24 protein-coding genes are annotated in these 26,345 nt (G+C 61.3%); 8 read left to right on the top strand and 16 right to left on the bottom strand.

Features of this window, described 5'->3' with window-relative positions; translation table 11 throughout:
- Positions 1-9: 9 nt before the first annotated feature.
- From menD to ACIOU9_RS01135, 3 genes are all read right to left on the bottom strand, one after another.
- Positions 10-1,701 carry a 2-succinyl-5-enolpyruvyl-6-hydroxy-3-cyclohexene-1-carboxylic-acid synthase gene (menD, locus tag ACIOU9_RS01145; RefSeq protein ID WP_402696313.1) on the bottom strand — a complete coding sequence of 564 codons (1,692 nt, stop codon included), beginning with the start codon at positions 1,699-1,701 and terminating at the stop codon, positions 10-12.
- Between the two features lie 155 nt (positions 1,702-1,856).
- Positions 1,857-3,980 carry a PhoX family protein gene (locus ACIOU9_RS01140; RefSeq protein ID WP_402695876.1) on the bottom strand — a complete coding sequence of 708 codons (2,124 nt, stop codon included), beginning with the start codon at positions 3,978-3,980 and terminating at the stop codon, positions 1,857-1,859.
- A 125-nt stretch (positions 3,981-4,105) separates the two neighbouring features.
- Positions 4,106-5,101 carry an o-succinylbenzoate synthase gene (locus ACIOU9_RS01135; protein ID WP_400342018.1) on the bottom strand — a complete coding sequence of 332 codons (996 nt, stop codon included), beginning with the start codon at positions 5,099-5,101 and terminating at the stop codon, positions 4,106-4,108.
- A gap of 80 nt (positions 5,102-5,181) precedes the next feature.
- On the opposite strand from ACIOU9_RS01135, the gene ACIOU9_RS01130 reads away from it, so the two are divergent.
- Positions 5,182-6,045, top strand: coding sequence for a phosphatase PAP2 family protein (locus tag ACIOU9_RS01130; protein ID WP_105656915.1), 864 nt, complete (start codon positions 5,182-5,184; stop codon positions 6,043-6,045).
- A gap of 25 nt (positions 6,046-6,070) precedes the next feature.
- Here the strand turns inward: ACIOU9_RS01130 and ACIOU9_RS01125 are convergent, their stop codons facing one another.
- From ACIOU9_RS01125 to pdhA, 4 genes are all read right to left on the bottom strand, one after another.
- Entirely contained in the window at positions 6,071-7,096 is a 1,026-nt protein-coding gene (locus ACIOU9_RS01125; protein WP_402695874.1) for a hypothetical protein, read from the bottom strand.
- 234 nt (positions 7,097-7,330) lie between these two features.
- The gene (locus tag ACIOU9_RS01120) at positions 7,331-8,740 is read right to left on the bottom strand and encodes a dihydrolipoamide acetyltransferase family protein (protein WP_400342014.1); all 1,410 of its coding nucleotides are present in this window, start codon (positions 8,738-8,740) and stop codon (positions 7,331-7,333) included.
- Complete coding sequence (locus ACIOU9_RS01115) at positions 8,741-9,823, bottom strand: alpha-ketoacid dehydrogenase subunit beta (protein ID WP_105656918.1); 1,083 nt, start codon at positions 9,821-9,823, stop codon at positions 8,741-8,743.
- A 1-nt stretch (position 9,824) separates the two neighbouring features.
- Entirely contained in the window at positions 9,825-10,988 is a 1,164-nt protein-coding gene (gene pdhA / locus ACIOU9_RS01110) for a pyruvate dehydrogenase (acetyl-transferring) E1 component subunit alpha (RefSeq protein WP_105656919.1), read from the bottom strand.
- Positions 10,989-11,214: 226 nt separating this feature from the next.
- Here pdhA and ACIOU9_RS01105 point away from each other — a divergent pair, with 226 nt between their 5' ends.
- Complete coding sequence (locus tag ACIOU9_RS01105) at positions 11,215-11,667, top strand: Lrp/AsnC family transcriptional regulator (protein ID WP_402695873.1); 453 nt, start codon at positions 11,215-11,217, stop codon at positions 11,665-11,667.
- A gap of 76 nt (positions 11,668-11,743) precedes the next feature.
- Here ACIOU9_RS01105 and ACIOU9_RS01100 read toward each other — a convergent pair whose 3' ends face one another.
- From ACIOU9_RS01100 to ACIOU9_RS01060, 9 genes are all read right to left on the bottom strand, one after another.
- Positions 11,744-12,529, bottom strand: coding sequence for an enoyl-CoA hydratase/isomerase family protein (locus ACIOU9_RS01100; protein ID WP_332489067.1), 786 nt, complete (start codon positions 12,527-12,529; stop codon positions 11,744-11,746).
- Positions 12,530-12,547: 18 nt separating this feature from the next.
- Positions 12,548-13,708, bottom strand: coding sequence for a 1,2-phenylacetyl-CoA epoxidase subunit PaaE (paaE, locus tag ACIOU9_RS01095; protein WP_332498867.1), 1,161 nt, complete (start codon positions 13,706-13,708; stop codon positions 12,548-12,550).
- Positions 13,705-14,202, bottom strand: a complete 498-nt coding sequence (paaD, locus tag ACIOU9_RS01090; protein WP_402470429.1) for a 1,2-phenylacetyl-CoA epoxidase subunit PaaD — start codon at positions 14,200-14,202, stop codon at positions 13,705-13,707. Before paaD ends, paaE begins: the two co-directional genes overlap by 4 nt.
- Positions 14,203-14,239: 37 nt before the next feature.
- The gene (gene paaC, locus ACIOU9_RS01085; protein WP_332489070.1) at positions 14,240-15,100 is read right to left on the bottom strand and encodes a 1,2-phenylacetyl-CoA epoxidase subunit PaaC; all 861 of its coding nucleotides are present in this window, start codon (positions 15,098-15,100) and stop codon (positions 14,240-14,242) included.
- Entirely contained in the window at positions 15,097-15,387 is a 291-nt protein-coding gene (gene paaB / locus ACIOU9_RS01080) for a 1,2-phenylacetyl-CoA epoxidase subunit PaaB (RefSeq protein WP_105656924.1), read from the bottom strand. Before paaB ends, paaC begins: the two co-directional genes overlap by 4 nt.
- Before the next feature lies 1 nt (position 15,388).
- Complete coding sequence (gene paaA, locus ACIOU9_RS01075; protein ID WP_105656925.1) at positions 15,389-16,375, bottom strand: 1,2-phenylacetyl-CoA epoxidase subunit PaaA; 987 nt, start codon at positions 16,373-16,375, stop codon at positions 15,389-15,391.
- A 141-nt stretch (positions 16,376-16,516) separates the two neighbouring features.
- Positions 16,517-16,966 (bottom strand): DoxX family protein, encoded by a 450-nt coding sequence (locus tag ACIOU9_RS01070; RefSeq protein WP_332489071.1) that lies wholly within the window; start codon positions 16,964-16,966, stop codon positions 16,517-16,519.
- Between the two features lie 195 nt (positions 16,967-17,161).
- Positions 17,162-17,917, bottom strand: a complete 756-nt coding sequence (locus ACIOU9_RS01065; RefSeq protein WP_105656927.1) for an amino acid ABC transporter ATP-binding protein — start codon at positions 17,915-17,917, stop codon at positions 17,162-17,164.
- Positions 17,914-19,380: an amino acid ABC transporter substrate-binding protein/permease gene (locus ACIOU9_RS01060; RefSeq protein WP_105656928.1), complete on the bottom strand. Its 1,467-nt coding sequence runs from the start codon at positions 19,378-19,380 to the stop codon at positions 17,914-17,916. The genes ACIOU9_RS01065 and ACIOU9_RS01060 overlap by 4 nt, the downstream gene beginning before the upstream one ends.
- A gap of 202 nt (positions 19,381-19,582) precedes the next feature.
- Between ACIOU9_RS01060 and ACIOU9_RS01055 the strand changes: the two genes are divergently transcribed.
- From ACIOU9_RS01055 to ACIOU9_RS01030, 6 genes are all read left to right on the top strand, one after another.
- The gene (locus ACIOU9_RS01055) at positions 19,583-21,736 is read left to right on the top strand and encodes a S9 family peptidase (RefSeq protein WP_402695871.1); all 2,154 of its coding nucleotides are present in this window, start codon (positions 19,583-19,585) and stop codon (positions 21,734-21,736) included.
- Between the two features lie 20 nt (positions 21,737-21,756).
- Positions 21,757-22,770: a GNAT family N-acetyltransferase gene (locus ACIOU9_RS01050; protein ID WP_402695870.1), complete on the top strand. Its 1,014-nt coding sequence runs from the start codon at positions 21,757-21,759 to the stop codon at positions 22,768-22,770.
- Positions 22,771-22,886: 116 nt separating this feature from the next.
- Entirely contained in the window at positions 22,887-23,333 is a 447-nt protein-coding gene (locus ACIOU9_RS01045; RefSeq protein ID WP_105656931.1) for a hotdog fold thioesterase, read from the top strand.
- A 32-nt stretch (positions 23,334-23,365) separates the two neighbouring features.
- Entirely contained in the window at positions 23,366-24,685 is a 1,320-nt protein-coding gene (locus tag ACIOU9_RS01040) for a phenylacetate--CoA ligase family protein (RefSeq protein WP_105656932.1), read from the top strand.
- A 32-nt stretch (positions 24,686-24,717) separates the two neighbouring features.
- Positions 24,718-25,335 carry a TetR/AcrR family transcriptional regulator gene (locus tag ACIOU9_RS01035; RefSeq protein ID WP_105656933.1) on the top strand — a complete coding sequence of 206 codons (618 nt, stop codon included), beginning with the start codon at positions 24,718-24,720 and terminating at the stop codon, positions 25,333-25,335.
- Between the two features lie 216 nt (positions 25,336-25,551).
- Positions 25,552-26,280, top strand: coding sequence for a nicotinamide mononucleotide transporter (locus ACIOU9_RS01030; protein ID WP_402695869.1), 729 nt, complete (start codon positions 25,552-25,554; stop codon positions 26,278-26,280).
- The last annotated feature ends 65 nt before the right edge of the window (positions 26,281-26,345 follow it).

Raw genomic sequence — 26,345 nt, 5'->3', positions numbered from 1 at the left:
TCTTTTGCCCTAGGTCGTTGGCCAGGAAAGCTGCCCGATCTTCCGGTTCAACTCAAGATTCTCCGCGCGCAGGCTGCTCCGTGATGCCGGCACTTCAATCAGGCGCAGGTTCGCCGGCTGCCTTGCAGCCAAGATGGCGCTAAGCTCTTCCTTGCTTGCCGCCATGGCGTACTGCCAACCATAGGCTTCGGCGAGCGCAGGCAGGCTCAGCTGCTGCGGCGTGGCAAAGAGGCGTTCCACCGCATTGGCGTAGCGGCCCGAGGCATCCACGGCTCCGTGCTCCAGTGTGGAGAAGATTGCTCCTCCCCCGTCGTTGTAGACCACGATATCCACCATTGGCTGCTCCTCGCCGGGGGTCCAGGACAGCGAACTGGCGTCATGGGCGAAGGTGATATCTCCCATTACCGCCAGTGTGCGCCGCTTGCCGCCCTGGGCCAGGCCCAAGGCGGTGGCAATGGTTCCATCAATTCCGGCAAGGCCGCGGTTGGCATGCACGGTCATGGTTCGTCCGGGCGCGGGGCGGGCCGCCAAGTCGAAGTCGCGAACTATATTCGATGAGCCAAGCAGGAGAACTTCTGGTGCGTGTTCCCAAATGGCGTCGGCGACATCTACCCCGTTAATCGCCGATTCGCGGCTGAGGCCCTGGCGCACGGCCAAGGCCTGGGCATCGAGCTGCTGCCATGCTTCCAGCCACCCCTTTGCACCGGTGCCGGCGAACTCCTGCAATTCGCTCCAAGAGCTGACCGGGGTTTCGCGACGCCGGCCCGCTTCATACCAGGCCACCGGCTGAGGCTGCCAAATCACCGATTCGATCGCCGGGTTGGCCAGAAGCTGGCCCACCGGGCGGCTCAACGTCGGACGGCCAAAGAGCACCACGCGTTCAATGCGGTCCATGCCCGCCGTGATCAGGGGACGGTAGTGGCCAATGGCGTTGGCCGAGAACCGTGCGTTGGAAGATGGCTCGGCAAACAATGGCAGCCCCAGGCCATGGGCGAATCGTTGCGCTTCCTGCCCGGCGCCATGCCCGGCGACGACAATGCTCCGGCGTGGCTTCAGCTGCTGGACCGGCAAGCTCGCTCTGTCCAGCTGGTCGTGTGCCTTCCACTGCCCCGGCTCAACTGCCGTCCAGCTTTGGCTCTCGATCCTCTCGTCCTGTGCAGGGGTGAGCGGATCCCGGAACTGCAGATTCAATTGGACCGGACCTGCGGCAGTGTGCTGGTCACCGGCCAAGGCCAGTAATGCGCGTTGGACCTCGTGTTGCGGATCTGCCCCAGCGGGGACATTGGCGGCCAGGCGAACGTGCTCGCCAAAGAGGGTTTTCTGGCGCGTGCTCTGGCTGGCACCGGTGCCGTGCAATTCATCTGGACGGTCGGCAGAAAGGACCAGAAGTGGTGTCGCGGTGTGGTTGGCTTCCATTACTGCAGGCAGCATCTGCCCGATGGCCGAGCCGCTGGTGGCGGCGAGGGCTACCGGCCGCATGGTGCTTTGGGCGAGGCCCAGTGCCATGAAGGCCGCGGAGCGTTCGTCGATGCGCACATGGATATCCAGGATCCCGGCGGCTTCTGCCTCGGCTGCAGCATAGGCCAAGGGCGCGCTGCGCGAACCGGGAGAAATCACCAGATCCCTGATCCCGGCACTGATCAGGGCGGAGAGCACATGGCGAGCTGTAGTGATGGCGCGTTGCTCGCCAGGTTGCTGCATTCCCACGCCGCATGACTCCTTAGATTCCAAAGCTGAAGGCAATGATCCAAGTCTATGCCTTGACGTGCCGGTCAACCGACTTGGAACGGCAAAGGGCGCCGGCCGGATCCCGGAGAGGATCCTGCCGACGCCCTTGCACTGCAGGCTAGTCCGACTTATTTGTCGTGACCCTTGCCCTTGTCGTGTCCCTTGCCCTTGCCGTTTCCTTTGCCCGGCTTCGCATCTTGCTTGAAGACCTGGACGACCGATGGGCGCGGGCCGTAGAACTCGCCCTTGCCGGCTCCTCCTGCGTTCTTCACGAAGTCCGGGAACAGCGAGGTAGGGCTGGCGAAACTGCCGCCTTCACCCGGGTGCTGCACCGCGACGAAGACCGAGTTGTCCCTGTCATGGATCAGCGGGCCGCAGGTCTCTGCACCGGTTGGCACGGCCAGGAACTGCTCGACACGGCCGCGATCCTTGCCGGTCAGGGTTACCTTGTGCAGTGCATCGGAGTAGCCGATGGTGCCAGGGGCGCCGTCGGTGGAGATCCACAGGTTGCCCTTGGAATCGAATGCCAAGTTATCCGGGCAGGAAATCGGCGAGACCTTGTCCGTTGGGTAGCCGGAGAAGTAGGTCGATCCGTTCACATTTGGATCGCCGGCAACCAGCAAGATGTTCCAGGTGAACTTCGCGGCGGTGGCGTCGTTGCCGGCTTCGGTGATTTCCAGGACGTGGCCGTCGCGGTTGCGTACCCGTGGGCTGACCTCGGTTGCGCCTTCCTTGCCGTCCTTGCCGCGGTCGGTGTTGTTGGTCAGTGCCACATAGACCTTGCCGGATACCGGGCTCGGCTCAACATCTTCGGGACGGTCCAGCTTGGTGGCGCCGACCTTGTCAGCTGCTTGGCGGGTGTAGACCAGCACCTCGTCGATGCCCATGCCCTCCACCTTGGATTCGCCGTTCTTCACCAGTGGCAGCCAGGTTCCCATGCCGTCGAAAGCACCATCAGACGGAACTGCGCCGCTGCCGTCGATCTCGCTAGCTGGAGAGTTGCCGGCGAACGTGGCAACGTACAGGTCGCCTTCGGAGAGCAAGCCCATATTGTGCTTGCGATCGTGCTTGGAGAAAGTGTTTTTCGAGACGAACTTGTACAGGTACTCGAAGCGCGAGTCATCGCCGGAGTAGGCAACAACCTTGCCGTTCTTGGCAATGCGAACGTTGGCGCCCTCGTGCTTGAAACGGCCCAGGCTGGTGTGCTTGACCGGGGTGGACGAAGGGTCCTGCGGATCGATTTCGACTACCCAGCCGAAACGGTTGGCTTCGTTTTCGAAGCCTTCGTTGTGCAGGCCGAAGCGCGGGTCGCTTTCTTCCCAGCCGCGGTCGGTCGCGGCGGTGCCAATGCCGTAGCGGGATTCCTCGGCGGTGCCCTTGCCGCGGAAATACTGGTCGAAGTTTTCTTCACCGGAGAGTACGGTGCCCCATGGGGTGGTGCCTCCGGCGCAGTTGTTCAAGGTGCCAAGAACCTTGGTACCGGTTGGATCTGCGGCGGTCTTGAGCAGGTCGCTGCCTGCGGCTGGGCCATCGACCCGGAATTCAGTACTAGCGGTGATGCGGCGGTTGCGTTCGCCGCCCTGCACGTAGCTCCACTTCTTGTCATTCTTCTTGCGCTTGACCTCGACCACTGAGAAGCCATGCGCGTTCATCGCGATCTTGCGGGCTTCTTCCTGGTTCGCTTCGAACCAAGCCGAGTCGAACATCATGTCTTCATTGGTGTATTCGTGGTTGGCAACCAGCACGCCGGTGCGTCCCGAGTACTTGTCGACAATGATGTCCAGGTAGTCGCAGTTGTAGCCGAACTGCTCAGCCTGCTTGCGGGCGGACTGCTTGGAAGCATCGAATTCCGCGGTGTTCTTGAAGAGCGGGTCGCCCCAGCGGATGATGGCATTCCAGTCATAGCCTTCTGGAACGGAAACAGTATCCACCGAACGCGACACCGGCTCAATGGCATCGAATGAAAGGTGCCCGCCCTTACCCGGCTTCATTGGCACCAGTGGTGCCGCGGTAGCGTCGGCTGCACCGAAAAGCTGCGGGCCGATGACCAGCGCTGAAGCACCGACGGCTCCCAGGCCCAGCATGCTGCGGCGGGAGAGCGATTTGTCGGCAATGTCCTTGAAGTAGCCGTTGGACGAAGTGTTGCAATCTGGCTTGGTGCAGGCGTCGGCGCACTTGAAGTGGCAAGTAGCTGCAGAACGACCGCCGCGGGTGTGGCCCAGCATTGGCAAAAGGGTACGGGTTGGATTCATGATCCGCTCACTTCCTCAGTATGTGGCTCATTGTCAGGGGAATGACTCGAACTGAGGTTTTCACTTGGAAGTGTTCTAAATGCAACGCAAAGGTTAACGCCGGGGAAATAGATTCTTGCCTGGGGTTATCCCCTAGTCAGCTCGGCATAACAGGACTCCAGGCGTTGCAGCCACCAGCGCACGCGCGCCTCTTGCGGACGCAAGCCATCCAATTTCTGGTGATCCGGCTCAATGCGACGCACCGGCAAGTACCCAGCGGTGGCCAGCAACGGCTCGGCACATACGTCTTCGGCGAACAAGGTGCCCGTCGCAAGGCCGCAGGCATAGGGCAGTTCTGGCAGCGCGCTGGCTAAGGCGGCGGCTTGGGCCAGCCCTACCGAAGTATCCAGGGCGCTGGACACGACAACATCCAGTTCGGCTTGCTTGGCAATTTGCAGCACCGCACCGATGCCGCCCAGCGGTTGGGCCTTGATGACCATCAGATCTGCTGCGCCCAACCGCGAGACTTCCAAGGGGTCGGTGTGCTTCCGCACCGCTTCATCAGCGGCGATCTTCAAGGGGTTGCCGGCGTTGCGCAGTTGCTCGCGGACTTCTGCCAGCCCGGTAATGCCAGGCACTGGTTGCTCCGCGTATTGCAGGTCGTACTCGCTCAGGGCCTTCAAGGCCGGGACCGCCTGGGCAATATCCCATCCCATATTCGCGTCCACGCGCAGCGCTGCTTGCGGGTAGAGCCGACGGGCCTCAGCTACACGCGCCAGGTCCTGCTCGATCCCCTGGCCTTTTTCTGCCACTTTGATCTTGATGGTGTGCGGCGCGTCATAGCGTTCGAGAACCGCTCCGACATCTTTTACCGCAACTGCAGGCAAGGTGGCGTTGACCGGAATGCTGGTGCGCAACGGTTCCGGGAACGGCTGGTAAGCGGCCTCGATTCCGGCGGCTAGCCACAGTGAGGCTTCGGCCGGTCCGTACTCGGTAAATGCGGAGAACTCGCCCCAACCTTCCGGCCCGTTGATCAGCAGCGCTTCACGCTGGGTGACACCACGGAATTTCACACGCATCGGCAACCGGACAACATGGGAATTTGCCAGCAGATCTTCAAGGGGCGGAAGTTCAACACTCATGCTCTAAGCCTATCGAGGGTGGGCATAGTTACATGCCTGAACTGTGCCGTTCCCCGTGCCGGATATGACACCCTAGAGATATGCCTCGCAATCCAGCATCCGCGCGCCCGCACCATATCAGGTGGTGGTGGGCTCTGCTGTTGCTGATTTCGCTGTTCTGCCTCGAATACGTATTTTTCGTCCAGCAGCGTGTGGGGCAATGGGCCGATCAGGCTGGATTCATAGCGTGGTCGCAATGGTGGCCCCGGACGGACCTGATTAATCCGATCCGTGAATTCCTGAATCTCTTGCCGGCAATCTGCGGCATCATTGCGGCAGTTTTCCTGCTGTATCGCGTGATTCGAGACCGGCGCTTCCTGCGGGCCATCGTGGCGGTCATCGCGGCCGCAGCCGCAGCGGGCAGCACGCAATTGCTCAAGCACGAGATCTTGTCCCGCCCGGATTTCAACTTCGGCACCACAGGAAATTCTTTTCCCTCAGGACACACCACCGCCGCTGCCGCCGCAATGGGACTGATGTACCTGGTTTCACCACCGAAACTGCGTCCGGTAGTCCAGCCGATCGCGTGGTTGTTCGCGACGGTGACCGGGGTGGCCACTTTGATCTGCGGTTGGCACCGTCCAAGTGACATTGCAGCTGGTTTCGTGGTGGCCGGATTCTGGATGGTCTTGGCCTCGGTCGTGCTCCAGCGCATCCAGCCGCTGAGCCATGAACTGCCAAAGGGCACCTGGTCGAGGAAAGTTGGGGCCGGCAGCCTGGTTGTCTGGGCTGCGGTAATCGGGCTCTCGTTCCTCCTGCCGCACCCGCATATCCAGAAGATCCCGGAGTTCCTGCAATTGGTCTACGCGGCATTGGGGATCATCCATGTCGTGGCCGCTTCGCTGGTATCCGGCTTGGTGCTGCGCTCGGTGGTTATCGGGCCCATGCGCACCTTCAATAAGTAGGGCGCAGGCCCAGAAACGTTATTCGCTACTGTTTCCCGCAGGCCATACGGGCATTGAGCAAGTCTGCGGCTTGCTGCGATTCCGGGATGGTCACGGCGAAACGCTTCTTGTTCTTGAGTTCGAAAACGAGGCCTTCGTGTTCTTTCATCACGATGGCCGAACCGCCTGGAATGATTCGCCAGCCCCAGCCTCCCCACATCATGGGAACGATCTTTTCGCTGGTCGCAGATTCAATTTCGTCGATTTTGATGGTTCGCATCGGGAACCCCAAGACCGCTGATGATACCCGGAAGCGATCACCGCTGATCGATACCCGAATCCAGATCAAACCCAGAATCGATACGCACGCCACGGCCGACAGGGTCATGGCAACGATGAAGCCCACCCAGTCGCCATCTTGGCTGTCACCGGTCAGCAGCGGCAACGCAACAGCAATGAAAAGCGCCACGAACACCACCAGGCATAGCAGCCACGTCCACCACGGTGCTGCCATCGTTTGATTGAATTCTTGCCGTGCCATGACTGGTGTCCCCGCCGCAACAGGCCGCTGGATGCCCTGCGCTGCATCACTTCGTGCCTGGCGGGCCTCAACGGATTGCCTGGTGTATTGCTGGTAGATGCCGCTGACCCACAGTGGCGCAATGCCCAGCAGCGAGCAGGCAATCAGCACAACCATCATGCCGCCCAGCACTGCGGTTTCAGGTGTCTCGGCGAGCGCTGTAGGCACCGCCGAGCCGACGAATACGCCAGCTGCACTCCAGGAGAGCAACCCGCCGGCGAAGAGCAGCACCATGAGCAGTGCCGGTTTGCGGCGCAGCGCCAAGGAAATCACTCCGGTGATGGCACCAAGAATGCATAGCCCGATGCAGACGGGAACAAACACCGCGGTGCGGGTAAACTCGTCCGGATAGGTCGAACTCCAGTGAGTGGCGGTCATTTCCGGCAGTTTGCCGGCGAGCAGGGCGTAGGCGCCCAGCACAATGGCCGTCGGTAGCAGGAGCAGCAGGTAGATGAATGGCCGGTTCTTGATTCCGGTCCCCGCTGTTGACATCTCAATCCCCTGTTCCTGCTGCCTAGCCCGCGTCATAAGCGGCTGGAAAGCAACCCAACATATTTCCATCATAGAAATAATAATTGGTTCAATTCTAGCAACCTATATTTGACATGCTGATAAATGATCGAACATAGATGAAATATCAGCAAAAAGGGTGATGCCCGTCAATCCTCGTGAGGTTCGACGGGCATCAAGATCACTCTTGAGAGCGAGCACTGCGCACAGTAGGCGCTAGAGCGAAGCCAGCGCAGTCTTTGGATCCGTCATCGCGTCGGCAACATAGCGCATGAAGCCGGCAGCGGTTCCGCCATCGCAGACCCGGTGGTCAAAGCTCAGTGTCATCTCGCAGATGGAACGGACCTTGATCTTGCCATTGACCACCCACGGCTTCTCGATGATGCGCCCCAGCCCCAGAATGGCCGCTTCCGGGTAGTTGATGATGGCCGCGGAGCCATCAACATTGAACACGCCGTAGTTATTGATGGTGAAGGTGCTGCCGGACAGGTCGGCGACACCGGCCTTGCCCTCGCGGGCCACCGTAGCCAGTCGAGCGAACTCGGCTGACAGTTCCTTGGCGTTCAGCTTGTGGGCGTTGCGCACATTTGGCACAACCAGGCCGCGATCGGTCTGGGCTGCGAACCCGAGGTTCACGCCCTCGAAGAGGGTATGGCGCAAGCCCCCATCAGCTTCAGCCTCAATGCGGCTGTTCAGTTCAGGGAAGCGCCGCAAGCCGGCCACCGCGAAACGGGAGATCAGTGCCATGACGCTTGGAGCTTGGCCTTCGGCTTCCTTGATCTTCGATCGCAGCTTCAGCAGCTTGGTGACATCGACATCCACCCACACGGTAGCCTCGGGGATCTCGCGGCGCGAAGTGCTCATCGCGGTGGCGATGGTCTTGCGCACGCCCGAGAGCACCTGGGAAGATGCGACCGGCAGGCCGGTCTTCGAATCCGCCTCGCCAGCCTGGGCTGGTGCAGCGGGCACCGCGGCTGCGGAAGCCGGGGTCGGTGCTGCCGGGGCAGCGGCCGCCGCAGCTGCAGGCAGCCCCGCATCAGCCGACAAGGCGGCTTCCACGTCGGTGCGCAGAATCAGCCCCTCTGGACCAGAGCCTCGAACCGTTGTGATATCCAAGGCGTTATCCCGCGCCAGTTTGCGTACCAGCGGGTTGATCACGCGGGCCGCTTCGGCCGGTGCCTGTGCCGCTGGCGCGGCTACCCCGCCGCGCGGCTTGCGCCGACGGCTGGTCTTGCGCTGGGCAGAGGAAGTGCCGTAGCCAATGAGCACGTTGCCGCTACCCTCATCGGCTTCTGCTGATTCTTCGGCAGGTACCTGGGTGCCAGCACGCTCTTCCTCGCGGTAGGACTGCGCACGTTCGGCTTCAGGCACTTCAGCTTCTTCGCCGCCGGTGTTCACGGAGATGAAAGGCTCATCCACCAGCATCATCTGGCCGGCGTCCCCATGCAGGGTCGAGACTACGCCTTCAAACGGGCAAGGGATCTCCACCAGCGACTTCGCGGTTTCCACCTCCGCTATGGGCTGGTCAACTGCGACAACGTCACCGGCGGCAACCATCCAGCGCACCAGCTCGGCTTCGGTCAGGCCTTCGCCAAGGTCTGGCAAGAGAAAAGTCTTGATGCTCATTTACGCCTCCCACTGAAGCTGGTCAACCGCGTCGAGAATGCGTTCGGCGCTTGGAAGATGGAACTTTTCCAGCGTTGGGGCCGGGTATGGAATGTCGAATCCGGTCACGCGAAGCACTGGAGCGGCCAACGAGTGGAAGCAGCGCTCCTGCACCCGGGCCACGATTTCACTGGCTACCGAGGCGAAGCCCTGGGCTTCGGCAACCACGATAGCGCGTCCGGTCTTGCGCACCGATGCGCAGACGGTCTCGTCATCGAAGGGCACAATGCTCCGGATGTCGAGAACTTCCAGGCTGATGCCTTCCTCGGCTGCCAACTTGGCAGCTTCCAATGCGGTGGAAACGCTTGGACCATAGGTAATCAGCGTGGCATCGCTGCCCGGACGGGCGATGCGCGCCTGGCCCTCGGTCCTAGCGCTCTTCTTGGCCTCGTACTGCTCGGCCAGCTGCGCCAAGTCCACCTGCTCCTTGGACCAGTACAGCTTCTTCGGCTCGAAGAAGACCACCGGATCATCCGAATCGATGGCTTCGCGCAGCATCAGGTAGGCATCCTCTACGCACGAGGGCGTGAAGACCTTCAGCCCTGGAGTGTGGGCGTAGTAGGCTTCCGAGGAATCGCAGTGGTGCTCCACGCCGCCCACGCCGCCGGCGTACGGTATGCGGATGACCATCGGCAGGTTCAGCTTGCCCTGGGTTCGGTTGCGCATCTTGGCGACATGCGAAGCGATCTGCTCGAACGCCGGGTAGGCGAATGCATCGAACTGCATCTCGATAACCGGGCGCATGCCGTTGATGGCCATGCCCACGGCCATGCCGACAATGCCGGATTCGGCCAGCGGGGTGTCAAAGCAGCGTTCGGAACCAAAGCGTGCGGTCAGCCCGTCGGTGATGCGGAAAACGCCGCCAAGGGTTCCCACATCCTCGCCGAAAATCACTACCGAGTTGTCGGCAACCAGCGAATCAGCCAGGGCGGTATTCAGCGCCTTGCCGAAGGTCACCGGCTGGTGCTCATTGGCGGCCTTGGCTGCGGCTCGTGCGGTGGCAGCGCTGACGTTCGGGTTCAAGCGCGAAGTAGTGGCAGTCATCCTAGGCCTCCTCACGGTCTAGTTCGTCGACGAGCATGGCTTGCTGTTCAGCCAGCTGCGGGGTCTTGGCCGAGTACACGTGCTCGAACAGCTCACGTGGATCGGTGTTGGCTTCCTGGTTCATGCCATCACGCAAGGTCTTGGCGACCGACTCGGCGTCTGCGGTGATCTTGGCGACGGTGCTATCGGTCAAGAGCCCGGCATCGTCCAGGTACGCCTTCATGCGGGTCACCGGATCCTTGGCGATCCATTCCTGGACTTCGGAGTCCTCGCGGTAGCGCTTGTCGTCATCTGCGTTGGTGTGCGCCTGCATGCGGTAAGTGTGGGCCTCGATCAGCAGCGGGCCGTTGCCTTCGCGGGCCATGCGCACCGCTCGGGTCATGATTGCCATCAAGGCCATCAGGTCGTTGCCATCCACGCGCTCGCCGGCCATGCCGTAGCCAACAGCCTTGTGGGCCAGGGACGGGGCGGCACTTTGCTGCGAGAGCGGAACCGAGATGGCGTACTTGTTGTTCTGCACGAAGAAGATCACCGGAAGGTTGAAGACCGCGGCGAAGTTCAGCGCTTCGTGGAAGTCGCCCTCGCTGGTGGCGCCATCGCCGCACATGGCCACCACTACGGTGTCTTCGCCGCGCAGCTTGGCAGCGTGGGCGACACCCACTGCGTGCAGCAGCTGGGTCGTGAGCGGGGTGGACATCGGTGCGCAGTTATACGCCTTCGGGTCGTAGCCGCAGTGCCATTCGCCGCGGAAGCTGGTCATGACTTCCATCGGGGCTACGCCCTTGGTCAGCACCGCTACCGTGTCGCGGTAGGTTGGGAAAAGCCAGTCGTTCTCGCCCAGGCACAGGGCTGCTGCGATTTGGCAGGCTTCCTGCCCGTGGCTGGAGGGGTAGACAGCCATGCGGCCCTGGCGGACCAGTGCGGAGTTCTGGTCGTTGACGCGGCGGCCGGTGACCAGGGCCGCATAGGCTTCCAGTAGCCGGGCCGGGCTTGGCAGCGGGTACTCGTGGCCAGGTTCAGTACCCTGTTGGTCCTCTGGGCGCAGGGTTCCGTCCGGGTTCAACAGGTTGATCATGTGGCGTGCTGGCAGCATGTAGTCTTCGGGGGTAATCCCGAACTTCTTGCTGACATCAGAGATGCGATCTGCATGCGCTTCAGTGCTCATGTTCTCCCACCTTTCGTGGTTCTGGCTCGGTCCATGAGCACAACTGCTTGTGACTCACTTCACCTAAACATCATTTGCAATCAATTATGGGTATGCGTGGCATTCTGTATCCAGTCCGGCGTGGAATCGTGGAAAGTTGCGATTGGTATCCTTATACTCGTAGACGAAAAGTTTCGATAGATTGTGTTTGGAACAGAGACGTCCGACACGTCAACAAGGAGTACCAATGGCCGCGGAAGCGGAGTTAAAACTCGATGATGTCGACCATGCGATCCTCGCTGAGCTAACCAGCGACGGGCGCCAGTCGGTCACCACCGTGGCACAAAAGGTGCATGTATCGCGTGCCCACGCCTATTCCCGTATCGCAAAGCTCCAAGATGCCGGGGTGATCACTCGTTATACGGCGGTGATTGATCCGGTGAAGGCAGGACTCAAGGCCAGCGCCTACGTGACCTTGAAACTCCGCCAGCATTCCTGGCGCGAACTGCGCGATCACTTGGCGTCCATTCGCGAGGTGCATCATGTGGGCCTGGTCGGAGGCAATTTCGATGTGATCCTGCTGGTGCGAGCCAAGGACAATCTGGATCTGCGCCGCGTGGTCTTCGAGCAATTGCAGTCTTTGCCAACGGTCCTGGATACGCAGACCCTGCTGATCTTCGAAGACACCGACACCCGATAGGCAGCAGTTCACCAGAAGATACGAGAAGAGCACCTGGATACCATTTCCAGGTGCTCTTCTCGTGTCTGCTGCGAAACTACTTCTGGCCGGTGAACACCGGCTTGCGCTTCTCCTGGAAGGACTTGAAACCTTCGGCGTAGTCAGCGGTGTCGCACAGGGCTGCCTGCGCCCGGTTCTCGGTACGCATCGATTCCCACAGTCCCGCACGCTGGTCACGGATTTCCTTGACCAGCTGCTTGGAAGCGACGAATGCCTGAGTTGCACCCTGGGCTACCTTGGCAATGATTTCTTCGCTGCGCTCTGCCAGTTCCTCTGCTGGGAATGCCCGGGAGAAAAGCCCGGAACGCACCGCTTCAGCACCGGAGATCAGTTCGGCGGTGTAAATCAGATCCAGCGTGCGGTGTGCCCCGAGACGCTCGGTGAACAGCCAGTGCCCGCCGGAGTCGAGGGTCGCGCCAAGGTTCGCAAACGGGGAACCAATCTTGGCGTTTTCCGCGACGTAGACTACGTCGGTAGCGATCGCCAGCCCCAAACCCACGCCCAAGCAGGCACCCTGCACCAGCGCGAAGGTTGGCGCAGGGAAGCTGGACATCTTCTCCAGCAGCGGCTGGACCTTGCCGTCAAGATAGCCGATCACGTCATCGTCCGCGGGATCTACCCCGGAGATGTCGCGACCTGCGCAGAATCCGCGTCCCTCGCCGGTCAGTACCAGCGCGCGCACGGTGCCCGCAGCCACTGCGGCAGCCGCTTTGTCATAGGCTTCCGAGAGCTGCGCCAAGGCCGCTTCATCCAGCGAGTTCATTTTCTGCGGAGCGTTGAGCACCACCCGCGCGATGGAATCTTCAATCGTCAGTTCGATCATGGATTCGTCCTGGCCTTTCTAGGCGTCGAAGTCGACGCTCAGCTTTTCGCTGGTTGGGTGCGACTGGCAGGTCAGTACGTAGCCGGCTTCGACTTCGTCGGGTTCCAGCGCGTAGTTCTCGGCCATGGTGACCGTACCGCAGGTGACCTTGGCACGGCAGGTGCCGCACACGCCGCCAGCGCAAGCGAACGGCACATCCGGACGCACGCGCAAGGCAGCGTTCAGCACGGTTTCGTTGGCACGCACCGGCGACTTGACCTCGCCCTTCAGGCCGTCGAGGTTGAAGCTGATCTCGTAGCTTTCCTCATTCTCGTCCGCCACCACGGGACGGCCGATATGCCCTTGCGGCTTCGTCGGCTCGCCGGTGGTGAATAGCTCGAAACGGACCTTCTCGGCGGGAACTTCCAAGCTGGCCAGCTGGTCGCGGACCAACTGGACGAGCTCGAATGGGCCGCAGAGGAACCACTCGTCAACATTCGGTGCCTGGACCACGCTGGTCAGCAGCGTGGTGAGCTTCTCGGCGTCGATGCGGCCCGAAAGCAATGGGGAAATGCGCTGTTCGCGGCTGAGCACGTGGTGCAGTGCCAGCCGGGATGTGTAGCGGTCCTTCAGGTCGGCCAGTTCCTCCAGGAACATGACGTCCATGGCGGCCTTGTTCGCGTAGATCAAGTCGAAGCGGGTGTGGTCATTGGCTTCGAGGATCGTGCGGGCAATGGCCAGCACCGGGGTAATGCCCGAGCCGGCGGCGACGGCCACGAAACGGTCCTGCGCTTTAGTGTCGATGGTCGACGGGTTATTGATCTGGGTGAGCTTGTGCTTGGAAATGAAAGCGCCGGCAGGGCTCATCACATCAATCTGGTCCCCTGCGGCCAGGGACTCGTTGGCCCAGGTGGAGAACAGGCCGCCCAGGTCGCGCTTGATCGCCACCTTGATCTCGTCGCCCGTCGGGGCGGCGCAGATCGAGTACGAACGGCGCAATTCGACCAGCTCGCCTTCGGCGTTGGGGATTTCCTTGCGCAACGCCACGTACTGGCCTGCGACGTAGTCGTATTCCTCGCTCAAGTCGCCAGGGATGGCGAAGCTGACTTCAATTGAGTCCTTGGTCAACCGGCGCACATTCGAGACGGTGAGCCGATGGAAGGATGCCCGGCGTCGGGTGGGAGTGGTTTGTTCGGTCATGAGAGCACCTTGAAGTAGTCGAAGGGTTCCAAGCAGTCTTTGCAGGTGTAGAGCGCCTTGCAGGAAGTCGAGGCGAAGCGGGCCAACTCCCGGGTGTTCAGCGAGTGGCACCGCGGGCATTTCACGCTCATGCCCAGGGTGACGCGGCCTGCGTGGCCCTGGCCGGTCGGTGGGGCAATCCCGTACTGTTCGAGCTTGGCCTTGCCTTCCGCGGTCATCCAGTCCGTTGACCACGCCGGGCTCAGCACCAGCTTGACGTCCACCTTTTCATATCCGGCGTCTGCGAAAGCGGTGTACAGGTCGCCATTGATGGCATCCATCGCCGGGCAACCTGAATAGGTCGGGGTGATGACTACCTGCACGGTTCCGTCCTCGGCCATGTCCACCTCGCGCAGGATTCCCAGGTCCGCGATGGATAGCACCGGAATTTCCGGGTCGGTCACCTGGGAGGCGATAGCGAACAGGTCCTTGGCGCCAGCGATCGTCTTGCTCAAGACTGCTTCCCCCTTTTCGGGCAAAAATGTTGCGTAGTTACCAGCTGGCACCGGGATGCTTGCGGGCGAGAACTTGCATCTCTGCCAGCAGGTAGCCCAGGTGCTCCGAATGCTCGCCGCGGCGTCCGTAGGCCATGGCCTGTCCGGTTGCAGGAATCTCCAGTCCGGCGTCGGCCAGTACCGCAGTGATTTCTTCATCCCATGCACCGCGCAGGGTGGAGGGCAGCACGGCGATGCCCGCAAGGTCCTGGTGGACTTCCTCATCGCGGAACATCTCATCGACGTACGGCCAGAGGATTTCCAGGGCATGGCGCATCTTGGACGCTGATTCCTCGGTCCCCATGCCCAGGCGGATGGTCCACTGGATGGCGTGGTCGCGGTGGTAGTCGACTTCCTTGACTGCCTTGGCCGAGATGGCGGCCAGGGTTTCGTCCTTGGACTGCGCCAGCTGCTTGTAGAGCAGGTTCTGGAAGATCGAAACGATCAGCTGGCGGATGATGGTCACGCCGAAGTGGCCGTTAGGCTGTTCGACAATCCACAGCGAAGTGAATTCTTCTTCCTCGCGCCAGTAGGCCAATTCGTCTTCGGTCTTGCCCCAGGCCAGTCCGGCGTAGGTCAGGAACGAGCGGGCGTGGCCCAGGATATCCAGGGCGATATTGCCCAGGGCAACATCTTCTTCCAGTTCCGGAGCGCGGGAAATCCAGTGCGACATGCGCTGCGCCAGGATCAGGGCATCGTCGCCCAGGGTCAGCGCGTAGCGCGCGACCTCTTCGCTTGGCTTGACGCCGTCTACGGCGATGTCCTCCGGACGCAGGGCATTGCCCGGGGTGACGCGGGTGGCCGAGGCCAGCGCGTCGCCGAAGCTATCGAGCGCTTCGTCGAGTTCTTCGTGCTTCACAGGTGCTTCACTCCCTCACTGGCCTTGTAATAGGTCGCGTGGCGGTAGTCCTTGCCCTGCGGGGATTCGAAGAAGGAATCCTTTTCACCGGGGTCGGAGCTGATGATGTCCGAGGACTTTACGACCCATAGCGAGACGCCTTCATTGCGGCGGGTGTACAGATCGCGGGCGTTGCGCAGTGCCATCTGCTGATCCGGTGCATGCAGGGATCCGGCGTGGACGTGCGAGAGTCCTCGGGACGAACGGACGAATACTTCCCACAGGGGCCAATTGCTCTGTTGGCTCATGCTAGGCGACCTCACTTCGTGCTTGTTTTGCTGCGTATGCTGCGGCTGCTTCTCGGACCCAGGCACCTTCGCGGTGCGCTTCACGGCGGCGTTCCAGCCGCTGCGCGTTGGCCGGGCCGTTGCCCTTGATCACTGCCATGAATTCATCCCAGTTCAAATCCTTGTGGATCCACTGCTTCTTTTCTTCATCGAAGTGCAGCTGGGGATCCGGCAGGGTCAGGCCAAGGACCTTGACCTGCTCGGCAATCATGCCAACGAAGCGCTGGCGCAGTTCGTCATTGGAGAAACGCTTGATCTTCCAGGCCATGGACTGCTGGGAGTTCGGCGACTGGTCATCTGGCGGACCGAACATCATCAGCGAGGGTTCGTAGAAGCGGTTGATGGCGTCCTGGGCCATCTTCTTCTGCGCCTCGGTGCCGCGGGAGAGCGAGAGCAGGATTTCGAAGCCCTGGCGCTGGTGGAAGGATTCTTCCTTGCACACGCGCACCATCGCACGGCCGTAGGGGCCGTAGGAGGCGCGGCACAGCGGAACCTGGTTGGCGATGGCCGCACCATCGACCAGCCAGCCGATAGCACCCATATCCGCCCAGGTGCGTGCAGGGTAGTTGAAGATCGAGGAGTACTTGGCCTTGCCGGAGAGCAGCTGCTCGTTGTACTCGTCGCGGGTGGTGCCCAGGGTCTCGGCAGCCGAGTAGAGGTAGAGCCCGTGCCCGGCTTCATCCTGCACCTTGGCCATCAGAATGGACTTGCGCTTCAGCGAGGGAGCGCGGGTGATCCAGTTGGCCTCAGGCTGCATGCCGATGATTTCGGAGTGCGCGTGCTGGGAGATCTGGCGGCTGAGGGTCTTGCGGTACTTCTCAGGCATCCAGTCGCGTGGTTCGACGCGGGAGTCCTGATCGATCAAGGCGTCGAAACGCGCTTGGGACTGCTCTTCTTCGTAGCTCGGGACGGCACTCAGTCCCGGCTCCTGCGGTGTGGTCGGGGCCATGGGTTCACCTCATCGAAAACAAATTACATACTGACCGTTCGTTCAGTATGTCAGAGTGCGTTCGATCACGTCAACACCAACCCCCTCCAGGCACAACAAAACCCCGGGAAAGAATTCCCGGGGTTTCCTTGAAGCTGGGGATTAGGCGTTAGCCAGAGCCTTTTCCGAGTTCTTGCCCTTGAATATCAGCGCATCAAGCGAGATGCGGCCTGGGCCCGTCAAGAGCAGTGCCAGCGCGCCGGCAGCCAGTGCCAGGACAAGCTCGAAGCCGCCATTTTCCACGAACACGCCACCTGAGGCATGAACCATGAACAGGGCGGCAATCATCTGCAGGCCCAGCAGGCCAGCGAAGACGCGGGTCAGCAGGCCAAGGATGATCGCGGCGCCGCCGGCGATCTCCAGGGTTGCCGCCACTGGAGCAATCAAACCGGCAGCAGGAACGCCCATCTGGCCAAAGGCCGCAGTGGTGCCCTCGATGGTGAACTGGAAGTACTTCTGCCAGCCATGAGCCAGGAAGAGGAAGCCGAAGGCCAAGCGAAGCAGGGTACGCGCAGCGGTCTGCAGACCCGGGTTGTTTTCCAGAGCGGACATATTTTAACTCCTAGGGATTGGGGCACGGGAAGATCCCGTGTGGCTACTGCTCCAACCCTACAAGGGGATAAGTTGAACCTTCAAGCATATGAAGGTTTTTGTCCCGTAAGCTTCGTCACGAAAAAACCGTGCTGCCCGCGACCAGTTTCATCTGGTCGTGGACAGCACGGTTTTCCGCTGGCTTGGCGGTACGGCTCAGAGAACCTTGGACAAGAAGTCCTGGGTACGCGCCTGCTGCGGGTTGCCGAACAGCTGTTCGGGCGCACCCTGCTCGCAGACAACACCATCAGCCATGAAGACCACGCGGTCAGCGACTTCGCGCGCAAAGCCCATCTCGTGGGTCACCAGAACCATGGTCATGCCGGTGTCGGCCAGCTCCTTGATAACCTGCAGCACCTCGCCGACCATCTCCGGGTCAAGAGCGCTGGTAGCCTCGTCGAAGAGCATGATGCCCGGGGCCATGGCAAGCGCGCGGGCGATGGCCACACGCTGCTTCTGGCCGCCAGAGAGCGAGGCGGGACGGGCGTTGGCCTTCTCGCGCAAGCCCACGCGTTCCAGCAGCTCAAGTGCGCGCTCCCGGCCTTCCGCCTTGCTCATCTTCTTGAGCTCGACTGGCGCCAGCATGATGTTCTCTGCCACGCTCATATGCGGGAACAGGTTGAAGTGCTGGAACACCATGCCTACATGGCGGCGCACCTCATTGATGTCCACCTTGGGGTCGGTGACATCAAAGCCATCGACAACCACCTTGCCCGAGGTAATGTCCTCAAGCTTGTTCAGGCAACGCAGCAAGGTGGACTTGCCGGACCCGGAAGGGCCGATCACGCACACCACTTCGCCTTCGCGGACATCCATGTCGATGCCCTTGAGTACATTGTTGGAGCCAAAGGACTTGTGCAAGTCCTTGACCTGGATCTTCACGTTGGAGCTTTGCTCGGTTACGGTGCTCACTTGTTGAACCTCCGATCGGCATAATTTGCCAATTTGGTCAGCGCCATAATGGCAATGAAGTAGATAATGCCCACGATCAGCAGCGTCTCAGTGACACGGAAGTTCGCCGCGTAGATCTGCTGGCCCTGGTAGAGCAGCTCGGTGAAGCCGATAGCCAGCAGCAACGAGGAGTCCTTCAGGCTGATGATCAACTGGTTGATCAGTGACGGGGTCATCATCTTGAAAGCCTGCGGGATCACGACCTTCTGCATCGACTTGCCATAGCCCAGGCCCAGCGAACGGGATGCTTCAAGCTGCCCTGGATCCACCGACTGGATACCGCCGCGAACGATTTCGGCGACATAGGCACCGGCGTTCAGCGACAGCGTCAGCACGCCTGCGGTCCAGACGCTGATCTCCCAGCCGGTCAGCTGCGGCAGTCCGAAGTAGAACATGAAGGCCCAGAGCAGCAACGGGGTGCCGCGGAAGATGTTCACGAAGGTCGTGGCGATGCCGCGCAGCACGATGTTCCCGGAGATCTTCATGAAGCCGAAGACCAGGCCCAATGCCATGGCAATGGCGAAGGAAATCGCGGTCACCAGCAGGGTGTGCCACAGACCGGTCATCAATGCGGGAATGGACTTGACCAGCAGGTCGAAGAAGTTGCTTGGCGCCGCTGCGGTCGGGTCGGCAAGGTAGGAGTCCAGGATCTGCTGGTACTCGCCGTTGGCCTTCAGCTCGGCCAAGCCGTCGTTGAACGCTGCCAGCAGCGCGGTGTTCTCGCCCTTGTTCACGGCGAAGCCATAGGAACCGCCCGGGACCTTGTCGGTGACGGTCTTCAGGCCATTGCCCTGGGCAATGCCGTAGGCCAGCACCGGGTAGTCGTCGAAGACGGCAACTGCAGAACCGGCCTTGACCGATTCGTACATGGTGGCCGACTGGTCCAAGGACTTGACCTCGAAGCCGTATTCCTCGGCGATGGACTTTGCATAGCTTTCGCCCTCGGCGCCGGTCTTGGCGACAACGGTCTTGCCTTCCAAGTCCTCGTAACCGGTGATCTCGTCATTGCCGGCAGCGACAGCCATCTGCACGCCGGACTCGAAGTACGGCTCGGAGAAGTCGTAGATCTCCTTGCGCTCGTCGGTAATCGACATGCCGGCGATCACGCCATCCACCTGGTTGGAGGAAAGGGCGGCCAAAGCCGCATTGAAGCCCAGGGACCTGATCTCGACTTCGAAACCCTGGTCTTCGGCAATGGCGCGCAGAAGATCCATGTCGATACCGGTCAGTTCGCCGTTCTGGCGGAACTCGAAGGGCGCGAAAGTCGTATCCGTGCCGATGACGTAGGTCTGGCCCTCGACGCTTTCACTGCCTTGGGCCACGGCCGAGGGTGCCCCGACGACCAGGGCCATCAAACCGATGGCAGCCGCGGCTATCCATCGGGCCAGGCGCCCTGTGGGGGCAGCTGTTCTTTTCTTTTCCACTGATGTATCGCTTTCTCGTACTGAAGGGCGAATGGCCCAAGGTGCAGATGATACGTTCTGCCTGCAAGCCTAGGACTTATAAAGCCTAGCCGGTACCCCGCGACTCGCCTGCACTTGCATCGTTATCGGTTTGAAACCGCTGTTCTGTCCGCGCTGAGCATAGCTGCACCCGCATAGCACGGCAGTGGGATTGAATAGGGGTATGACTCCAGAATCGTTGACCGCCAATGCACCGCGTGCCGCAAAGCTGCCCACCACCCGCAGCTTCCACGGCGATGACTTCATCGACAACTACGAGTGGCTGCGGGAGAAAGCCAACCCGGATGTCATCGCGCATCTGACCGCAGAAAACGAGTACACCGACACCATTACCGCTAGCCAGCAGCCGCTGCGCGATGCCTTGTTCAGCGAGATCAAGGCACGCACCGTTGAAACCGACTTGTCGGTTCCAGTGCGACGCCGCGGCTGGTGGTACTTCACCCGTTCGGCCGAAGGCAAGCCCTACACCATCCAGTGCCGCGTCAAGGCATCGGACACCGGGGACCTTGTTGCCGACTGGACGCCCCCGGTCATCGACGCGGAAACTGCATTGCCTGCCGAAGAGGTGCTGCTTGATGGCAACGCCTTAGCCGAAGGGCAGCCGTTCTTCTCGCTCGGCGGCATGGCGTTGAATGAAGCAGGCAACTTGCTTGCCTACTGTGTCGATAATGCGGGCGATGAGCGATTCACCCTTTTCATCAAGGACCTGGACACCGGCCTGCTGCTGAGCGACACCATTGAAGGAGTGTTCTACGGCCTGGCCTTCTCCCCCGATTCTTCAACGGTCTACTACACGGTGGTTGACGAAACCTGGCGGCCGCACCAGATTCGCGCTCACCTGCTGGGGACCCTCCCAACGCAGGACAAGATCATTTTCGAGGAAAATGATCCTGGCATGTGGCTCGGCTTCGATCTGAGCCCGGACCGCAACACCCTGATGATCTCCAGCGGCAACTCCGAATACGCCGAAACCAGCATGCTGGATCTGGCCGATCCTTCGGCTGCCGTGACCTTGCTGGTGCCGCGCTCCTTGCGCCTGCTGCACGGAATCGACCTGATGCCGGGCGCCGGCCAGGCCTTGATCACCCACGACCACCAGGCACCGAACAACATGGTGTCGCTGGCATCCCTGGACCAGCTGGGCGAAAACGCCGACCCGGCGCACTGGCAGACCGTGGTGGCCCACGAGGACACGGTCAAGATCGAAGGCACCGCGCTGACCGGTTCGCACGTGGTGCTCTCGGTGCGCCGAGATACCTGCGAGCGCGTGCAGCTGATCGCCTTGGACGGATTGGGCACCAAAGCCCAGCAGCCGGCCATTGAACCGGATTTCGATGATGAGCTGTTCACTGCCTCGGCGACCTTTGCCGAGCTGGATGCTCCGTTGATCCGCATCGGCTACACCGCAGACTTCACCCCGGCCCGCGTATACGACCTGTGGCTCCAGAACCAGTCGCTGGTGCTGCGCAAGCAGACCCCGGTGAACAACTTCGATCCTGCCAAGTACCTGTCCACCCGCGAGTGGGCCACCGCGGCCGATGGCGCCAAGATCCCCTTGACCATCATGCGCCGTGCCGACCTGGATACCTCGGTTCCCCAGCCGGTGCTGATCTACGGCTACGGTTCCTACGAGGCCTCCATGGATCCTGGTTTCGGCATCCCTCGCTTGAGCGTGCTGGATCGCGGAGTGGTCTTTGTCATTGCCCACGTGCGCGGCGGCGGCGAGCTGGGCCGCAACTGGTACCTGCAGGGCAAGAAGTTGCACAAGAAGAACACCTTCACCGACTTCATTGATTCCACACAGTACCTGCTCGATTCCGGGTGGGCCGATCCGCAGCGCATCGCCGCCCTGGGCGGTTCGGCCGGCGGACTGCTGATGGGCGCTGTCGCGAACATGGCTCCGCAGCTGTATACCGCGATCATCGCCCAGGTGCCGTTCGTCGATGCCTTGACCTCCATCCTGGATCCAGAGCTTCCGCTCTCGGCACTGGAATGGGAAGAATGGGGCAACCCGATCGAGAGCAAGGAGGTCTACGACTACATGAAGTCCTACACTCCCTACGAAAACGTCACAGCACAGGATTACCCGAAGATCGCTGCGGTCACCTCGCTCAATGACACCCGTGTACTGTATGTGGAGCCAGCCAAATGGGTGGCCAAGCTGCGGGAAGTCGGTACCGGACAGGCCCCGATTGTGCTGAAGACCGAAATGGATGGCGGTCACGGCGGCGCTTCGGGACGTTACGAGTCCTGGAAGGCCCGCGCGTGGGACTACGCCTTCGCCTTGGACGCCCTGGGATGCACCGACGAAATCTAAGTAGCAAAGGAACGGCGGCCATGCACCACATCAAGATCAGCGACTACCGCAAGGACCCTGCGATTCGCCGCTTGCTGGTGCTGGCCGCCGAACCTGCCAACGAGCAGGCGCTTGAAGTGCTGCTCGATGAATGCGAAGGCCTTGAGGTGCTTGCCATCGCCACTGCCGCGGGCGATATTGCGGCACTGGCCGCCTACCGGCACAGCGGCAAATACGCGGTGTGCGTTGAATACCTGGCCGTGGAAACATCCCACCAGGGCCGGGGGCTGGGTTCGAGGCTGCTCGCTGAGCTGCGCGACTGCCATGAGAAGAACGTTTGGGCCACCACTGCAGAGGATGCGGTGGGTTTTTACCGCTCGCTGGGTTGCGTTGTTTCGCAGTCTTCTGCCGACCCGCGCTGGCCGGATGCCCGGCGGTACCTGTGCACCTTGCCCTTCTACCCGCTGCTCACCGACCAGCCAGATGAAGATCCGGAATACGAGGCCGTGGGTGGAGAGCTGATGCGCGGCCTCATAGAGATTGCCGAGCCATCGAAGCAATGGGCCAGGGACTTCCACCGCCTGCACCATCGAATCGCCAGTGTCCTGGGGGCCACCGCGTTGGCCATTGAACACACCGGCTCGACATCCGTTCCGGACCTGCCCGCCAAGCCGATCATCGACATCGTCTTGCTGGTCCCCGACGCGGATCAGGAAGCGTCCTACGTTCCGGCGCTGGAATCCAGCGGCATGCTTCTTTGGCATCGTGAACCTGGCTGGTATGGCCACCGCATGCTCAAGCCCGCTGCCGGTTCGCGGCTCCCCGAGGCCAATATCCATGTCTTCAGCGCAGGAAGCCCCGAGTATCTGCGGCTCGTGATTTTCCGCGAGCATCTGAAACACCATGAAGCCGACCGTTTGGCATACGCCGCGGTAAAGCGGGAAGCCGCCCGCGCATTGGCTGCAAGCGACGGCGAGAACGGCCTGGTCATGGACTACAACCGGATCAAGGAACCTTTCATCCTTGACGTCCATCAACGAATTTTCACCGCCTGAATCCGCTGCGCTTCATCGCTGAAACAGTACCGCCGATACGGCCGCATAACTTGACTTAGCTCACATAATGTTATTACCTAATGATCGTTCGGTAAATAATTCGGCGAAGGAAGATGATGAGCGAAACACAGCTAGAGAATTCGGTCCCGCACGCCATTCTCCGCAATGACTACGCCACCCAGTGGATGGGAATCGAAGTCGTCGAGGTCTCCGACGGCCACGCAGTCATCACCATGGCGCTCCGGCAGGAAATGCTCAACGGCTTCGGCATTGGCCACGGCGGAATGATCTTCGCTCTGGCCGACACTGCGTTCGCACTGAGCTGCAATCCGCAGGCAGGCTCCGACGAGACCATCACGGTAGCCTCCGGCGCCGACGTCAACTTCCTCAAGCCAGCCATTCCCGGACGAGTGCTGACTGCCACCGGCAACCGTGTCTCGCAGCAAGGCCGCAGCGGGATCTACGACATCAAGGTGACCCAGCCAGCGGCCGACGGCTCAATTGAAACCGTCGCAGAGTTCCGCGGACGATCGCGCACCGTCCCGAAACCGAAGAACCGCTAAGCACCCTGCCCACTCGACACGAAAGTTTCAGCATGTCCCAGAACACCGACCGCGACAGCCTTCCGAATCCGCTTGATCCAGAAGAAACCATGAGCCGTGAGCAGATCGAAGCGATCCAGCTGACCCGCTTGAAGGAAACTCTGCACCATGCCTACAACAACGTGCCGTACTACAAGGCAAAGTACGATGCCGCTGGCGTGCACCCTGATGACCTGAAGGAACTGAGCGACCTCGCCAAGTTCCCCTTCACCGACAAGGAAGATCTGCGCAAGAACTACCCTTTCGGCATGTTCGCCGTCCCGCAGCATGCAGTCGCCCGCATCCATGCCTCCTCGGGTACCACTGGCCAGCCCACCGTGGTTGGCTACACCAAGAAGGACCTGGAGGACTGGGCCAAGCTCGGCGCCCGCTGCCTGCGCCTGGCCGGAGTCAAGCCAGGCTGGAAGGTCCACAACGCCTACGGCTACGGCCTGTTCACCGGCGGCCTGGGTGCGCATGCCGCCGCCGAGCACCTCGGAGCGACGGTCATCCCCATGTCCGGAGGCCAGACCGACAAGCAGATCTCGCTGATCCAGGACTTCGAGCCTGATGCGATCCTGTGCACGCCGACCTACCTGTTGACCATTGGCGATGCCATGCAGCGCAAGGGCCTTGATCCGCGGTCCACCTCGCTGAAGGTGGCCGTCCTCGGTGCCGAACCATGGACCGAAGAGATGCGCCACGAGCTGGAAGAGATGTTCAACATCACCGCCTGCGACATCTACGGCCTCTCCGAGGTCATGGGCCCCGGGGTGGCCGGCGAATCCGGAGAACGCAAGGATGGCAGCCACATCTGGGAAGACCACTTCCGCCCGGAAATCATTGATGCCTTCGACGAAACCAAGGTGCTGCCCGATGGCGAGCACGGTGAATTGGTCTTCACCTCGCTGACCAAGCAGGCCCTGCCGATCATCCGCTACCGCACCCACGATTTGACCCGCCTGATGCCTGGCACCAGCCGACCGGGCCACCGCCGCATGGGCCGCATCACCGGACGCAGCGATGACATGATCATCCTGCGCGGCGTGAACCTGTTCCCAAGCCAGATCGAGGAATTGATCCTGAAGGTGCCGACCCTGTCGCCGCACTTCCAGCTGATCCTGACCCGTCCGGATCGCATGGACCAGCTGGCGGTGAAGGTGGAGCGCCGCGGCGAGGCGTCCATCGAAGATGCCACCAACGGCGCCAAGGAACTGGCCAAGCTGATCAAGATCCATGTCGGTTCTTCCTGCGCCATCGACGTTGTCGAACCGGAATCCCTGGAACGCTCCATGGGCAAGCTCAAGCGCATCTACGACATGCGCGCTAACTAGCCTCCGCCGGGACATGGGATAATCAACTAATCATGGAAACTACCGATACTGCCAACCGTCCGGCCAAGCGTGGCCGCCCTGGTTACGATCAAGAAACCGTTTTGCGCATTGCTGTCGAGGCATTCAACGAATACGGCTACGACGCGACCTCCATGGGCAAGCTCGCCGACCGACTGGGTATCAGCAAATCCGCGATTTACCACCATGTCCCGTCGAAAGAGGACCTGCTGCGCCTGGCGTTGGATGAGGCGCTGATTCCCCTGGAGGCGGTGATCGCCGAGGTCCGCTCGCATGAGGGCACCGCGGATGAGCGTCTGGAATTCTTCCTGCGCGCAACCTTCAGGATCCTGCTGGCCAAGCGTTCCTACGTGACCTTGTTGTTGCGCCTGCGTGGCAACACTGATCTGGAACGCCAGGCGCTGGAACGCCGCCGCGCAATGGACCGCCAGCTGGCAGAATTGGTGACTGCCGCGCAGTCGGATGGCAAGTTGCGTGCTGATTTGGAACCTCGGGCTACCGCCAGGCTGCTTTTCGGCTTGATCAACTCAGTGGTGGACTGGTACCGCGCTGACGGGCCGATCGACGGACCCGAGTTGGAGGACCAGGCTGTTTCGCTGCTCTTCAACGGCCTGCATACCGGCGGCGCCTGATTCCAAGTCCGGGCTCCCCATATCGGCTCCCGCCTTCCAGTCGGGAGCCGACGTCGCTAACCGGGCTGGGCGTCCGCTGCAATGTGGCGCAGCCAACCTTGTAATCTTGCCGTCCTCACAGAAATCACCGTTAGCATCGAAGGGGTGCTTTAGCACCTGTCATTCTCGATCAACCAAGTGAAGAGCGCTGTGGATTCCATCTTAGAAACCCTTTTCATGGCTACCGCCGACAGCAGTAGTTCCTTTGTCCAGATTTTGCTCTCGGCTGCGAGCATGCTGCTCGTCTTCGTCTCCGCCGCACTGCTGGCGCACCGCAACGACCTGGGTTGGTGGACCCTGATCCTGGGTGTCTTCGTAGGCCCGGTCATTTCTTCGATGCAGTTCGACCTGCTGGGCCTGATCTACGCCGTTCCGCTGCTGCTGATTGCAATCTTCGGCCTCTGGCGCTTCTCCCGCTACGAGCTCAAGGGAAAGTTCACCCGCATGGTCACGAGCACCGCGGTGACAGTGTGGTCCGCGCTCGGCCTGCTCGTGGGCCTGATCCTGCTGGTCGCCTTGCGCTTCGGCCCGTTCCTCTTCAATGGCGGCTTCATGAGTGCAACCCCGGAAATCTGGGTGCTGTACTTCGCTGATGCGGCCATCTTCGCATCGTTCGTCATGGTTGCCCGCGGTGTGCGAGCTGGCTGGCTGGTGCTGGCCGTGGCCGCCGTTGCCGATCTGGTCGTCTACTTCCTGATCTCCCCAATGCTGGGCATGCTGGGCCTGTTCGTCTTCATCGCCTTGGCGGCACTGTACGGCTTCTTCCTCTGGCGCAACCTGCCAGCCGCCGGCCAGGCCGGTCAAGGCATTGCAGAGCTCTCCGAGGCCGAGCTGGCACTGGATGCCGCCAAGGAAGCTACCTTGGCGAAGCTGAACAAGCAGCACGGAATCAACGGCGCTTCCTAGGCTTCGCGAAAATGGCGTTGGACCACGATTTCCTCATCGTGGCCCAACGCCATTTCTTGTTTCCC

Origin of the sequence: Glutamicibacter sp. NPDC087583 (assembly GCF_044743685.1) — a bacterium.
In the GTDB taxonomy this organism is placed as follows: Bacteria; Actinomycetota; Actinomycetes; order Actinomycetales; family Micrococcaceae; genus Glutamicibacter.
This window is presented reverse-complemented; position numbering and strand designations above follow the sequence as displayed.